The 12,833-nt window shown below is 72.1% G+C and carries 10 protein-coding genes; 5 read left to right on the forward strand and 5 right to left on the reverse strand.

Features of this window, described 5'->3' with window-relative positions:
• Positions 1 to 24 precede the first annotated feature (24 nt).
• Both ACZ6S0_RS46640 and ACZ6S0_RS46645 read right to left on the reverse strand, forming a co-directional pair.
• Positions 25 to 2,610 (reverse strand): FtsX-like permease family protein, encoded by a 2,586-nt coding sequence (locus ACZ6S0_RS46640; protein ID WP_465926394.1) that lies wholly within the window; start codon positions 2,608 to 2,610, stop codon positions 25 to 27.
• The gene (locus tag ACZ6S0_RS46645; protein WP_465926396.1) at positions 2,607 to 5,648 is read right to left on the reverse strand and encodes an ABC transporter permease; all 3,042 of its coding nucleotides are present in this window, start codon (positions 5,646 to 5,648) and stop codon (positions 2,607 to 2,609) included. The genes ACZ6S0_RS46640 and ACZ6S0_RS46645 overlap by 4 nt, the downstream gene beginning before the upstream one ends.
• Positions 5,649 to 5,811: 163 nt before the next feature.
• Between ACZ6S0_RS46645 and ACZ6S0_RS46650 the strand changes: the two genes are divergently transcribed.
• Together ACZ6S0_RS46650 and ACZ6S0_RS46655 are read left to right on the forward strand one after the other, a co-directional pair.
• Positions 5,812 to 6,261, forward strand: coding sequence for a helix-turn-helix transcriptional regulator (locus ACZ6S0_RS46650; protein WP_465926399.1), 450 nt, complete (start codon positions 5,812 to 5,814; stop codon positions 6,259 to 6,261).
• Between the two features lie 5 nt (positions 6,262 to 6,266).
• Positions 6,267 to 6,677 (forward strand): VOC family protein, encoded by a 411-nt coding sequence (locus tag ACZ6S0_RS46655; RefSeq protein ID WP_465926401.1) that lies wholly within the window; start codon positions 6,267 to 6,269, stop codon positions 6,675 to 6,677.
• A gap of 20 nt (positions 6,678 to 6,697) precedes the next feature.
• On the opposite strand, the gene ACZ6S0_RS46660 is transcribed toward ACZ6S0_RS46655, so the two are convergent.
• Entirely contained in the window at positions 6,698 to 8,749 is a 2,052-nt protein-coding gene (locus ACZ6S0_RS46660) for a cellulose binding domain-containing protein (RefSeq protein WP_465926403.1), read from the reverse strand.
• A gap of 228 nt (positions 8,750 to 8,977) precedes the next feature.
• On the opposite strand from ACZ6S0_RS46660, the gene ACZ6S0_RS46665 reads away from it, so the two are divergent.
• Positions 8,978 to 9,553 (forward strand): class I SAM-dependent methyltransferase, encoded by a 576-nt coding sequence (locus ACZ6S0_RS46665; protein WP_465926405.1) that lies wholly within the window; start codon positions 8,978 to 8,980, stop codon positions 9,551 to 9,553.
• A gap of 15 nt (positions 9,554 to 9,568) precedes the next feature.
• On the opposite strand, the gene ACZ6S0_RS46670 is transcribed toward ACZ6S0_RS46665, so the two are convergent.
• Entirely contained in the window at positions 9,569 to 10,075 is a 507-nt protein-coding gene (locus tag ACZ6S0_RS46670; protein WP_465926407.1) for a hypothetical protein, read from the reverse strand.
• 128 nt (positions 10,076 to 10,203) lie between these two features.
• Positions 10,204 to 10,824: an exonuclease gene (locus tag ACZ6S0_RS46675; RefSeq protein ID WP_465926409.1), complete on the reverse strand. Its 621-nt coding sequence runs from the start codon at positions 10,822 to 10,824 to the stop codon at positions 10,204 to 10,206.
• A gap of 123 nt (positions 10,825 to 10,947) precedes the next feature.
• Here ACZ6S0_RS46675 and ACZ6S0_RS46680 point away from each other — a divergent pair, with 123 nt between their 5' ends.
• Positions 10,948 to 12,117: a helix-turn-helix domain-containing protein gene (locus ACZ6S0_RS46680; RefSeq protein ID WP_465926411.1), complete on the forward strand. Its 1,170-nt coding sequence runs from the start codon at positions 10,948 to 10,950 to the stop codon at positions 12,115 to 12,117.
• Positions 12,118 to 12,191: 74 nt separating this feature from the next.
• Positions 12,192 to 12,599 (forward strand): hypothetical protein, encoded by a 408-nt coding sequence (locus ACZ6S0_RS46685; RefSeq protein WP_465926413.1) that lies wholly within the window; start codon positions 12,192 to 12,194, stop codon positions 12,597 to 12,599.
• Positions 12,600 to 12,833 lie beyond the last annotated feature (234 nt).

Genomic DNA, 12,833 nt, shown 5'->3' on the forward strand with positions numbered 1-12,833 from the left:
TCCCTGCGGGCCGCTACGGCGCGTTCACGGCAGGTCACCCACGCGGAGGACGGCGCCGAGGTTGCGGCGGCGGCCGACGGCGGTGTGCGCGTACGCGCCGAACACGGCGCAGACGGCCAGCCCGCCCGCCAGCGCCAGGGGCGTGAGCAGGCCGGGGGCGTAGCCGCCGACGGGCAGGCCACCGGCGTACGAGGCCATGTCCACGCCGGGGCCGAGCGCCCCCGGCAGCACCAGGCCGAGCCCGAGGCCCACCAGCGCCGTGACGAGGACCATGGGCAGCAGCTCCAGCACGGTCAACCGCCTGGCCTGCCGGTCGGACAGGCCCAGCGTACGCAGGAGCGACACCGCCCTGACCCGGTCGGGCGCCCCGATGACCAGCGACAGGACGATCGCGGCCAGCGCGTACGCCCCCAGCGCCACCGTCACCACGAGCAGCGACGAGGAGACCGTGCCGGTGAGCGGGTCGGCCTGGATGGCGGCCAGCGCCTGCTCCTGTGTCTCCACGGTGGCCGACGGGACCAGCCGCGCCAGCTCGGCGGGCGCGGCGTCGCCCCTGATCAGCAGGGTGTTCGCGGCAGGCCATGGCAGCACCTCACGCGGCACCAGGAGGAACTGCCCGTCGGAGTAGAACCCGGGCACCGAGTCGATCACGCCCTGGGCGGTCAGCGTCACCGGCGACAGCCACCTCATCTCGAAGGTCCCCCGGCCGCCCAGCCCTGGGGAGAGCAGCGCGGACCGGCTTCCTGACAGCGTGGGCAGGTCGATGGGCGCGTCACCGGCGACCTGCCGCCACCGCGCGAGGTCCACGGCGACGGCGTACGGCCGCTCCCCGGTGTCACCCAACTGCACCCGGCCCGTGTAGGCGAGCGCCACCTGCTCGACCCCGGGGGCCCGGCGTACGCGCTCGACGACCTCGGGTGGGATGTCCCCGATCGAGGTCAGCTTGATCGGCGCGCCCACCTTCTGCCAGGACGCCGACCGCTGCGTGGTGGCGATCCCGTCGTGGATCACCGAGGCGAACACCGACACGCTCAGCGCGGGCAGCAGGATCAGCACCGGCAGAGCGCTGGCGGAGCGCGCCCTGGCCGCCCTGGTCAGCCCCAGGAACGGCACGGCGCCCCGCCCCCGCGCGGCCAGCCGGACGAGCAGCCGCAGCGGGTACGGGTAGCACCGCAAGGTGATCAGCGCGGCGGCGAGCGCCAGCGCGACCGGGATCAGCAACAGGAACGGATCCTGCTGCGCGGACCCGGCCGTCCCGCGGGCCCGCAGCAGGTACGCGCCCACCGGCGCGAGCACGACGACCAGCGCCTCCACCGTCACCCGCCGCGCGGACGGCCGCACCGCCACCACGTCGTCGCGGTGCTCGTGCAGCGGCGTGCGGTGCGCGAGCACCACCCGGGCCACGGCGAAGGCCACGGCGGCGCCGGCCACGACCGCCGGCCCGAGGTGTACGATCGGCAGCACGGGCCCCGGCACGAGGTACGACAGCGCGTACCCGGCCAGGGCCGCGGGCCACACCGCGAGCGCGGTCAGCGCGGCCCCCGCGCCCGCCACCTGCCACAGCGACCCGCCGCGCGCCCGCGCGAGCGTCAGGGTGTGCCCCATCCGGTCGGTCAGCAGCCGTACGCCCAGCGCGATCACGCCCAGCGCGACCGCGAGCAGCCCGCCGAGCACCAGGTAGACGATGGTCCGCACGGCGGACAGGGCGACTCCGAAGTCGCCGAGCAGTTGGGGGAGCCCGGTGACCAGGCGGTGGTTGATGGTGCTCGTTCCCTGGACCGCCAGTTGCCGCTGGAGCTCGGCGACCGCCGCCTCGACGTCGGGCGCGGCGAGCGCGTTCGCGGCCCGCCCGTCGAGGGGGAGCACCCAGCGGTAGGTCAGGTGGTATTTCCTGCTGTCGAGCACGCTCAGCCCGTCGTCGGACATCAGCGTCGTGGTGTGGAACTGCTCCGGCGCGGTCATCGGCACCACCCAGGTGACGTGCAGGATGTCGGCGTCATGGCTCCAGGAGCGGTCGCCCGGGTCCTTGGCCGCGAAGACGCCGACGATCTTCACCGCGACCTGGGCGCTCTCGCCGATCACCTTGGTCTGGCCGATCCGCAGGCCCATCATGCGTACGGCCTCGTCCACGACGCCCACCTCGACCACCGGGATCGTGGTGCCCTGGTGGAGCATGGTGGACGACTTGCCGGGCGCGCGGCCCTGTACCCAGTTCACCCGCCGGTCGGCGTCGGACAGCCAGCCGAGGTTGAGGTAGTGGAGGGGGTCGCCGGTCTCGGTGACGGGGGTGCGGACGGTCTTGGCGCTGACGTGACCGGCGGGCCTGACCAGGGGCCGCAGCGCCGCGGGGAGGAGTTCGCGCCAGCGGGGGTCGTGGGATTCGAGCTGGGCGCGTTCGTGCAGGTCGCCGTCGGGTGTGGCCGGTTCGCCCGTCACGGTCAGATCGGCCTGTACGGCGGGGGCGGTGGTCAGCGTCTCGCGCAGCGCCGCGTCGAACGCCCCCTGCATGGTCCTGGGCAGCCCGGCGAGCAGCAGGCAGGCGACCGCCGTCAGCGCGGCGAGCAGTGCCGCGGTCCCCGCGTGCTCACGTACGCCCAGCGGGATCCTCATCGCTCCTCCACGCTCTGCCCGCGCCGCAGGTGCCGGGCCAGCCCGGCGACGATCGTGAACAGCACTCCCGCCACCAGCGCCAGCAGCGCGGCCGTGGCCGCCCACGGGAGGTGGAGCAGCACGCCGGGCGTGACCGCCGACGCCTGCCCGGTCAGGACGATGCGCGGGACCACCAGGTTCCCGACGACCACGGCGAGCGCGGTGCCGGCCACCGGCGACAACCCGATCACGAACGCCTGCTCCGTCACCAGCATTCCGAACATCTGACGGGGACTGGTCCCGAGCGCCCGCAGGACGGCGAACTCGGCGCTCCGCTCCCGCGCCGCGACCACGGCGTTCACCAGGAACCCGAGCACCGCGAACCCGAGCGCCGCGGCGAACCCCAGGATCAGCGCCCCCTGCAGTCCGCTGGCCAGCGGGTCGTCCCGCAGCTCGGCGGTCAGCTCACGCCGGTCGAGCGCGGTCACGTCCCACTGGGGGTTGTCGCGGAGGATCTCCCGCGCCGGTACGGTGTCGGCGGCGGCCAGCCACCACTCCGTGGCGGGGCGGGGCGACCGCGCAGCGGCCAGCTCGTACGCCTGCATCGTCCCCCAGTCGGCGAGCACGGCCTGCTGCCCGGGAGCGCTCGTCGGCATGCTCGTCACGATGCCGACCACCTCGACCTGCTGGACCCGTCCGGCCAGGCGGGCCGGCCCGCTCTGCCCGACGCCCAGCTCGAGCGCGGCGGCCAGGCCAGGGGTGAGCACCACGGGCAGCGGCTCCGGCTCCCTGGACGGGGCGAAGGCGATCACACCCGGTGCCGCGCCGACGGCCTGGGACACCGGCACGTCGCGGCCGTCCGCGCTCAGCCCGGTCAGGCGAACGGCGCCGCCCGGCCCGGCAGGTTCGCCCGTGATGAGGCCGCGCAGGGCGAGCGGGTACGTGATCTCGCCGGAGCGTCCGGCGAGTGCGGTCAGATCGAGGTCGATCCGGTTCGCGCCCTCCCGCAGGTCGCCCAGCGGCAGCTCCTGCCACACGCCCAGCGCGTCGGACAGCACCAGCCGCGCCGTCGCGGCGGCGTCCGCCTCGACCCGCACGGTGAGGGCGCGCGGCTGACCGGGGAGGTCCAGCCTGCCCGCCTGGCGCCCGGCGAGGGCCAGGGACATCTGCGCGACCGTCTGCGCGGACAGGTCGGGGCGCAGGTCGAACAGCTCGCCGAGCTTCGCGGCGTCGAGCCCGAGCAGCAGCGCGCTCTCGCCGCTCACCTCGACCTGGCCGCGGAAGGCGGGGGAGGCCGCGGTGACGCCGGGCAGCGCGGTGAACGCCGTGCCGCGCCCGAGCGACCCCAGCTCCGCCCCCTCGGCCGGCCCCGACAGCCGCAGGTCGGCCCCCGCCTGGTGGTTCGCCTGGTCGAGCTGGGACGCCTGCCAGGTGGCGGTGGTGGCCATGGACAGGACGCCCATCGCGATCGCCAGGGTCAGCAGCAGCGCGGGACCGGCGTACTTGAGCGGGCGCCTGCTGACCTGCCAGGCCCCCAGCGCGGGGGCGAGCGTGCGCCTGCGCGAGGTCAGCCGTTCGGCCAGCCGTGACACCCGAGGCACCAGCCGCAGCCCCAGCAGGCCGCCCGCGAGCAGGGCCAGCGCCGGGCCGGAGATGATCAGCGGGTCGACGCCGAGCCCGCCCGCCGCCGTCACGGTGACAGGAGCGCCGTAGCGTCGCAACTGCCAGATCGCCAGCGCGGCCACCGCCAGCAGCGCCAGGTCCGCGCCCGCCCGTTCGACCAGCCCCCGCACGCCGCGGCCGCGCGCCGACTGCTCCTCCACGTACGTACGCCGCGCGCCCGCCAGGCTCGGCAGCGCCAGCAGCACGGCCGCGGCCAGCGCCACGCCGAACGACACGAGGAACGCGCCGAGGTCGGGCGACGGCGTGAGGCGCACCCCCGAGGCCCTGATCCACGGCAACCGGTGGACCAGCGCGAGCAGCGGCGGGCCGAGCAACGGCGCGACGACCGCGCACGGGAGCGCCACCAGCAGCGCCTCACCGGCCGCCAGCGCGGCCAGGCGCACCGTGCCCGCGCCGCGCGAGCGCAGCAGCGCCACCTCCATGCGGCGGTGGTCGGCCAGCAGCCGCGCGGTGAGCGTCAGCGCGTACGCGGCGAGCAGCAGCAGTTGCAGCACCGGGATCAGCATGGTCGAGCGGGTCACCAGGGACGCGGTGGCGAGCTGGGTGAGGATCTCGGGCAGGCGGCTGGCGGCCACGCAGTTCGCGCAGCCGGCCGCCGTCAGCCGGTCGCCCGTCCGGTCGATCGCCTCCGCCAGCGGGCGCAGCCGTTCGGGGGCCAGCGTGGTGAGGTCGGGCTCGGCGGTCCAGATGGCCCTGACGCCGGTGGCGAAGCGCGCGACGAACGTCTCCCTCGGCACCATCAGCGGCCCGTACGTGGTGTACTCGCCGCGTTCCGCGCCCCTGCTCAGGAGGTCCTCGCCCGCCCAGCGCTCGCCCACGGGGTCGTCGAGCTGGAAGACGCCCACGACGCGCACCGTGACCGGCCGCCGGTCGAGCCGCCCCTTCGTGACGAACTCCCGGCCGGTCCCGAACCCGGTGGCCACGGCCGCCGACCGGGAGATCGCCGCCTCGACGACCGGCCCGCCGGCGCGCGGCCACCTGCCCGACACCAGCCGGGCGTGCTCGCCGAGCCCGTCGTGGCTGCCGAACCTGAGCAACTCGGGCAGCTCCTCGCCGTCCTGTCCCGGCATGACGTACGAGTCGGAACGGAGGCTGGTGGTGACGGGTGGTGGGGCGGTGTAGACCCGGGCCAGCTCGTCGCGTACGGCCCGGTCGTAGCGGGGCAGGGTCTCGGCGGTGACCAGGGCGCTGACCGTGGTGGTCCGCTCCCGGTACGAGGCCGTCTCCATCGCCCTGCGGACGCCGGCGTCGTCGATGGAGGTGGCGTACATCGTCAGCGTCACCAGCGTGACGGTCGCCAGCAGGATCGACCCGAACGCGGCCAGGAGGAGCAGCGGCTCGCTGAGCGCCCTTTTGACGACCAACGGCCCCCGCATGCCTCCCCCTTCGCCCGCTCAGTAGACCTTCGGCGCAGGGCCGGACCGAGAGCAAGAGCGATCTCTTCAACGGTGACGCACCTGATACGCCCGTGTGATGCGGAAACCGTGACAGAAGTGCGCGCTGGGCGTACCACCCCCAGGTGCGACGTACCATGCGCATGTGACGAGCAGACCCGCCGCGGCGCAGCACCTGCGCGACCTCGCGCTCCTGCGTCGCGTCCGCGACCGGATCGACCGGGAGTACGCGCAGCCGCTCGACGTCGAGGCGCTCGCCCGTGGCGTGAACATGTCGGCCGGGCACCTCAGCCGCCAGTTCCGGCTCGCCTACGGTGAGTCGCCGTACGGCTACCTGATGACGCGGCGCATCGAGCGCGCGATGGCGCTGCTGCGCCGTGGCGACCTCAGCGTCACCGAGGTCTGCTTCGCGGTCGGCTGCTCGTCGCTGGGCAGCTTCAGCACGCGCTTCACCGAACTGGTCGGCGTGCCGCCCAGCGTCTACCGGAGCCGGGCGGCGCGCGCTACGGCGGGGATGCCGTCGTGCGTGGCGAGGCAGGTGACGCGACCGGTCAGGAATCGAGAAGCCAGGTCTGCGCAGCCGCAACTAGCCTGACCTGTATGAACGTCTCCATTCACGCCAGCTTCCTGCCCCATGACGACCCTGACGCGACGCTGACCTTCTACCGCGACGTGCTCGGCTTCGAGGTCCGCAACGACGTCGGCTACGACGGGATGCGCTGGATCACGGTCGGCCCCGCCGACCAGCCCGACACGTCCATCGTCCTGCAGCCGCCGACCGCCGACCCCGGCATCACCGACGACGAGCGCCGCACCATCACCGAGATGATGGCCAAGGGCACCTACGCCGGCATCGTGCTGGCCACCGCCGACCTCGACGGCCTCTTCTCGCGGCTGCGCGACGGCGACGCCGAGGTGGTCCAGGAGCCCGCCGAGCAGCCGTACGGGGTTCGCGACTGCGCGGTACGCGATCCCGCGGGCAACATGATCCGCATCCAGGAGGCGCGCTGAGCCGTCCCACCCGGCCTCGTCTATGCCGATGAACAGACCGTGCCGTTCAGGGTGAAGACGGACGGGAGCACGTTCGGGCCGGTGTAGTTGCCGACGAAACCGACCGTGGCCGACGCGCCCGTGGCCAGCGAGCCGTTCCCGGCCTCGTTGACGACCTTGACGGTCGAGCCCTCCTGCGTCCAGACCGCGTTCCATCCGCTGCCCAGGCTCTGCCACGGCCTCGGCCAGGTGAAGGACAACGTCCAGCCGTTCAGCGGGGCGCCGTTGTTGGTGATGTCCAGGGCGCCGACGTAGCCGCTGGCCCAGTCGGACTGGACGGTCAGCCGTACGTCGCACGAACTGGCCGCCGGGGTGCCGGTGGTGAACGTCAGCGGCGACGACGGCCACGACTGGGCGCCGCCGCCGTCACGGGCGATCACGTTGACCGTGTAGCGGGTGCCGGGCCGCAGGTTGCGTACGGTGAACGTGGTGCCGGTGGTCTCGCCGAGCTGCTCGGTGACGGCGCCGTTCTGGCGGAGCACCTCGTACTTGGCGATCGGGCGGGCGCCGGGGGCGGCGGCGGGCCAGGTGATGGTGGCGGCCCGGTCGGTCACGGCGGTGACGGAGGGCTGTCCTGGGACGCCCGGACGGCCGGTCTCGGTCGCCTCTGAACGGACGACGAGCGTGGTCAGCGACAGCGGCGGCAGCGTACGGGCGGTCGCGCTGCCGGTGGCGGACGTGGTGATGGAGGTCGCGCCGTTCGTGTGGGTCAGGACGGTCGGCGCGCCCGAGGCCGGGCTGAAGCCCACGTAGTCGATCTCCACCGGGTACGACGTGTCGGACGAGGTGTTGACCAGCAGCACGGCCAGGTCGCCGTCGGGGCGGCGGGCCGCGTGCGCGCTCACCTTCGCCTGGCCGGTCGCGGCCCGGACGAACCGGTCGCCCGGCCGGGCGAACCTGCTCACCATCTGCAGCGCGTAGTACGGCGCGAAGGGCGTGTTGAGTGCCGGTTCGCACACGGTGCCGTCGGAGGTGCACGCGGCGCTCGACAGCAGGCCGAAGTCGCCGTAGTCGGTGTGCCCCTCGACCTCGGTGACGGCCCCGATGCCGTTGTGCACGTTCCACCAGTCCACCGTGAACACCCCGTTGGCCAGCAGCGTGGCGTAGGCGTCCGCGGCGGCCAGGGCGCCGGGCTGGGTGTTGGTGCCGTTGCTGCTGGAGCCCGTGTTGAACTCGGTCATCGCGATGCCGATCCGCTCGGCGCCGGGCCCGGCGTGCTCGGCGAGCTGCTCGCGGGTGAGCTGGATCATGTCGGGGACGTGCCCGGCCCGGTCCAGGGCGCCCGGGTACCAGTGCAGGATCACGAAGTCGATCTTCGGCCCGGCGATGGACAGCACGACCTCGTTCCAGGAGCCGCTGTCGCCCTCGGCGACGATGGCGTCGGGCCAGTTGGCGGGGGTGGTCAGCACCGCGCCGATCTTGATGGTGGGATCGACCGCCTTCATCGCGTCGGCGTAGGCCACGACGTGGCGGGCGTACTCGGCGGGGCTCTTGTCGGCGTGGTCGTCCGCCTCCCAGGCGGCGCCGTAGTGGCCGTTGCCGTAGTTCTCGTTGCCGATCTCCCAGTACGTGATGCCGTAGCCCTTGACCACGTTGGCGTGGCGCACCCAGGCGGCGGCCTCCTGGGCGGTGCCGGTGCCGTAGTTGGCGGTCACCATGGCCTGCGCCCCCGTACGTCGTACGCCGCGCATGAAGGTGTCGAAGTCGGTGTTCGGGGCCACGTAGCCGCCCGGGGCGGTGTGGTCGGCCCAGTGGTAGATGTCGGAGTAGGAGCCGCCGGGGTAGCGCAGCAGCTTCGTACCGGCGTCTTTGAGGAGGTCGGCGGTCTGGTCGGTGCCCAGGTTCGGGTCCCAGATCGCGTGGTTGGCGCCGAGCCCCGTCTCCGGGACGGTGGCGAGCCCGGCTCGGGCGTTGACGGTCACCGTGACAGGGTCGGCGTCGGCGTGCGCGGCGGGGGCCTGCACGGTGGGGGCGTTGAGGGCGGCCAGCGTCAGCAGGACGGTCAACGCGGCTCGTAAGCGGGTTCTCGGCATCGGCGCACCTCGTACTGGGGGGCGGGTGGTCACTCGACGCCTCCTCCTGACCAGGAAGCACCATGATCATGAGGTGTGGGGGCGATGCCGTCAACCACGGCTGAAACTTTCACGCCACGGGGCGTTCTTCGCCAACCTTGCCAAACCGGGCTGCGTGGGCCGGGCGCATGCGGCACCCTTGCTCAGATACGCGGGCCGGAAAAGGGGCGGCCCGAAGGGGGACTGAGCATGGCGTTCGACCACAACGACCACTACCACCGGCGGCTCCTGCGTCTGGTGCCGCCGGGCGCGAAGACGGCGCTGGACGTCGGCTGCGGGACCGGACGGTTCGCGCGCCGCCTGGCCGCCCTCGGGCTGGAGGTGGACGCGGTGGACCCGGCCGAGGAGGTGATCGAGGCCGCCGCCCCTGCGCAGGGCGTCCGCTACCACCACGCCGACATCACGCGGATGGAACTGGGCGCGGGCCGCTACTCCTACATCTCGTGCCTGGCGAGCCTCCACCACGTGCCGTTCGACACCGTCACCAGGCTCAGGGACGCGCTGGCCCCCGGCGGCGTGCTGGCCGTGCTCGGGTGCTACCCGGAGACGACGGCCGCGGACTACGCCTGGAGCCTGGTCGCCGTACCGGTCAACGCGGTGGCCAGGGTCGCCACGGCGGGCCGGGGCACCCCGAGCCCCGCCCCGGTCCAGCGGCCGGAGCTGCCGCTGGACGAGATCCGGAGGCAGGCGGCCGTCCTGCTGCCCGGGGCCACCGTCAGCAGGCTGCTCTTCTGGCGCTACCTGCTCGCCTACCGCCGCCCCTGACCCCGTCGCGTGCGCTCACCTTGACGAACGGCCCCTCGGGGCCACGCTCGCCAGCAGCAGGAGCAGGGCGCTCTGGGCGAGCATGCCGGGCGCGAGCGGCGGGGCCGCGCCGACCGTCTTCGTCAGCGCGTACCACCACTGGGTGAGCGGCGAGAGCGAGTCCCAGCCGGGCTCCATCGCGCCGCCCATGCCGCGGTTGACCGCCATGTGCATGAAGACCCCGTACGCCGAGGCGAGCAGGACGACCACCGCCAGCACCCGCGCCACGGTGAGTGCGCGCCCCGAGTCGCGCAGGCCGAGCAGCGCCAACGCGACCACGAGCAGCGCCAGGGCCGCCCACGGGACGAGCTGGACGGGAGACTGCCAGTGGCGCTCGAAGGCGAGTTCGAGGGCGGCGCCCACGATGCCGGTCGCGACCAGCGCCAGCAGGCCGAGCCGCAACGCGGCGGCGCCCGCCGGGCGACGCCTGCGCGCCGGGCGCGCGGCCGTCCGAGCCGTCTGCTGAGAGGAAGTAGAGATCATGTAAGGGACCACCGTCCGGATGCGAGGGCCTTGGTCGACTCCAACGTCTCCGGGATTCCTCAATGGATTCTTCGCGAATTCTGAAGATCTGCTGAGAAGTCGGACAGGAGCCTCGCAGCCGACCCTGCTCAGGCAGACGGGGGCTCGCGCCTCGACCCGGCGTCATCGGAGGAGGGCTCACGCCTCGGCCCGGCGTCGCCGGACGAGGGCTCGCGCCTCAGCACCGCGTCGAACACCTGCGCCAGCTCGGCCGCGTCCTCTCCCGCGTGATGCGTGTGCGGCACGCCCTCCAGGCCCAGCCGCCGCTTGATCTTCCCCTTGTGCGTCTGGGACCACTCGCTCCCGGTCAGCCCCATCCAGTAACTCCGCAGGTCCACCCCTGATCCGGTGGCCCCGAACGGGCTCTTGCCGGTGTACCGGAAGAAGTACACGAACATGCCGTCCCACACCGCCGGCGCGGCCAGGAACACCGGCCGCCCGATCTTCCGCAGCCCGTTCACCCAGCGGGCCGCCGCCGCCATCGCGACCTCGGGGGCCGGCGCCTCGCGCAACAGCCGGTCGCGGTCGAGCCCCGAGACGGCCAGCGCCTCGGGCACGAACTCGTCGGAGATCGGCCGTAACTCGGTGTAGAAGGACAGGTGCTCCCGCCCGGCCACCGCCATGCCCAGGGAGATCATGCTGTACGGGCCGGGAATGGGCCCGTCGGCCTCGACGTCGACGGCGACGTACAACTCGGGTAGTGCGGACACGGCCGAAAGAATAGCCGCACGACTCAGGACGTGGGCCCGGTGGACCGGACGGAGACGCGTGCGCCGTGACGTACGTGCGCCTGTTCCCTCCGGGCGGCACGTTCTTGCAGCAGGATAGGAAGCATGTTGGGCGAACGCCTCCAGTCCATCCGCAAGCGATGTGGCCTGAGCCAGCGTGAGTTGGCCGCACTGTCCGGCGTCGCCCTGTCCCTGATCCGGAAGGTGGAGCAAGGCGAGCGCAAGAGTGTGCGTATCGAGACGCTACGGAAGTGGGCCGGAGCCCTTGGGGTGACCACCAGCACGCTGCTGGAGGCTGACAGAGCCTCTCGGCCGGAGAACGGACACCCGAACCTGGTGCCGCTACGAGAAGCGCTCCAGGCCGGCGCCACCGACCTTGAAGACGCCCCGACTGCAACGGGTTTGCGGTCGGCTGTGGCTGGGGCCGTGCGGCTCTACCACGAAGATCAATACGCCGAACTGCTCACTGTGTTGCCCGTGCTCGTGAAGGAAGCGCAAACACTGGTTGAGCAGGGCGGTCCGGGAGCGCTGGCCATCCGCGCGAGGGTCTTACAACTGGTCGGCTCGCTGGCAACACAGACCCGGGTGTTCGACGTCGCGGAGACGGCCCTCGAAGGGGCTGTGTCCGACGCGATCGAGACAGGCGACCGCATTGAAGCGGCGTCGGCCGTCATCACACTCTGTTGGCTGCTTTTGCGGGAACGTCGTCTCGATGAGGCGCGTGTCCGCGCGGTCGACTGGGCGGACGAGATCGAGCCCCGTATGTCGAGAGCAACCAATACCGAGCTGTCGGCATGGGGTTGGCTGCTGCTGAGGGGCAGCGCAGCGGCGATCCGGGACAACCGGCCAGATGAGGCTGACGAAATGATGCGCCTTGCGCTGTCCGGAGCCGTTCGCATGGGGCGCGAGCATGGCAGCTACCACGAATACTTCACGACATTCGGCCCTGCCACGGTCCAAATGAAACGGGTGGAGAACGCCATCATCGAGTCCCAGCCGGAGCGGGCCCTACAACTTGCACAGGAGGTACCGCCCGGGTTGAGACCGACCAGCGACAACCGGAATCGCCACCTGTTGGACGTCGCCAACGCCCGCGTCATGCTGCGTGAATACGACAAGGCCCTAGATATCTTGTCCCAGCTCTCGCGCGAGGCCCCAGAGTGGCTGCCAAATCAGCGCTACGCCAAAGGTATGCTCAAAACGATCATCGGCAGGCGTCGGACCCTGACACCGGAGACGCGGGCGCTCGCCGACGCGATCGGTCTTGAGCCGTAGCTGTGGCACTTTCTGGCCAAGGTCAAATAAAAGTGCCACAGACACTCTGACCTGGGCTTCCCTACGGTTGGGCCATGGCGGACACACAGTCAGCAGAACCAGATGTCAGTCTCCTCTGCCGGCCGATAACGGAGGAGGCGGCAGCAGCCCAAGATGCGGCTCTTGGCCATGTGCTCACGCATTTGAAGGCGCGAGGCATCAACGCCCAACTGATCAAGCGGCAATCCCCAACCCAATGCGCGATACAGCTCTACGCAACCAGCGAAACCCTCTGGCATCCCCCACAACTCGTCATCTACGCGAACGCCGGACGGAAGGTCGCGTCTGTCACCATCGGAGGATGCTCGGGCAGTTTCGTGGTTGAGCTGCCAAGCTGGAGCCTCGATGACGGTCCGGGGCCCAAGCGGATCGAAATCGTTCCGGCCGATCGGCCCAACCGGGTTGCTCGCCTTGTAGCTGATAATGCAGCGGCTCACTCATGACCGCTGTCCGACCGGTCAGGCGTGCCGTACCAATCGGAGGAGTTTCGCGATCTGGACGACGCGAAAGAGCGCGCGGAACGCCTTCGTGCCGAGTGGCAGAAACTCCTGTCCGACTCATACGAAGGGCAGTTCGGACGGGTGTCATAGGCTGCCCCCGACCAGACAGGCACCGCCGTAGCCGCGTCCTGACCGCAGAGCCCCGGAGAATGCCTGTCCACCTCGAACCTTTGCCTC

The organism is Nonomuraea sp. NPDC051298 (assembly GCF_055586305.1).

Coding starts and splice junctions, on each gene's coding strand:
- ACZ6S0_RS46645 (WP_465926396.1), bottom strand. CDS start 5,648: ATGCGGGGGCCGTTGGTCGTCAAAAGGGCGCTCAGCGAGCCGCTGCTC.
- ACZ6S0_RS46660 (WP_465926403.1), bottom strand. CDS start 8,749: ATGCCGAGAACCCGCTTACGAGCCGCGTTGACCGTCCTGCTGACGCTG.
- ACZ6S0_RS46680 (WP_465926411.1), top strand. CDS start 10,948: ATGTTGGGCGAACGCCTCCAGTCCATCCGCAAGCGATGTGGCCTGAGC.
- ACZ6S0_RS46670 (WP_465926407.1), bottom strand. CDS start 10,075: ATGATCTCTACTTCCTCTCAGCAGACGGCTCGGACGGCCGCGCGCCCG.
- ACZ6S0_RS46685 (WP_465926413.1), top strand. CDS start 12,192: ATGGCGGACACACAGTCAGCAGAACCAGATGTCAGTCTCCTCTGCCGG.
- ACZ6S0_RS46655 (WP_465926401.1), top strand. CDS start 6,267: ATGAACGTCTCCATTCACGCCAGCTTCCTGCCCCATGACGACCCTGAC.
- ACZ6S0_RS46665 (WP_465926405.1), top strand. CDS start 8,978: ATGGCGTTCGACCACAACGACCACTACCACCGGCGGCTCCTGCGTCTG.
- ACZ6S0_RS46640 (WP_465926394.1), bottom strand. CDS start 2,610: ATGAGGATCCCGCTGGGCGTACGTGAGCACGCGGGGACCGCGGCACTG.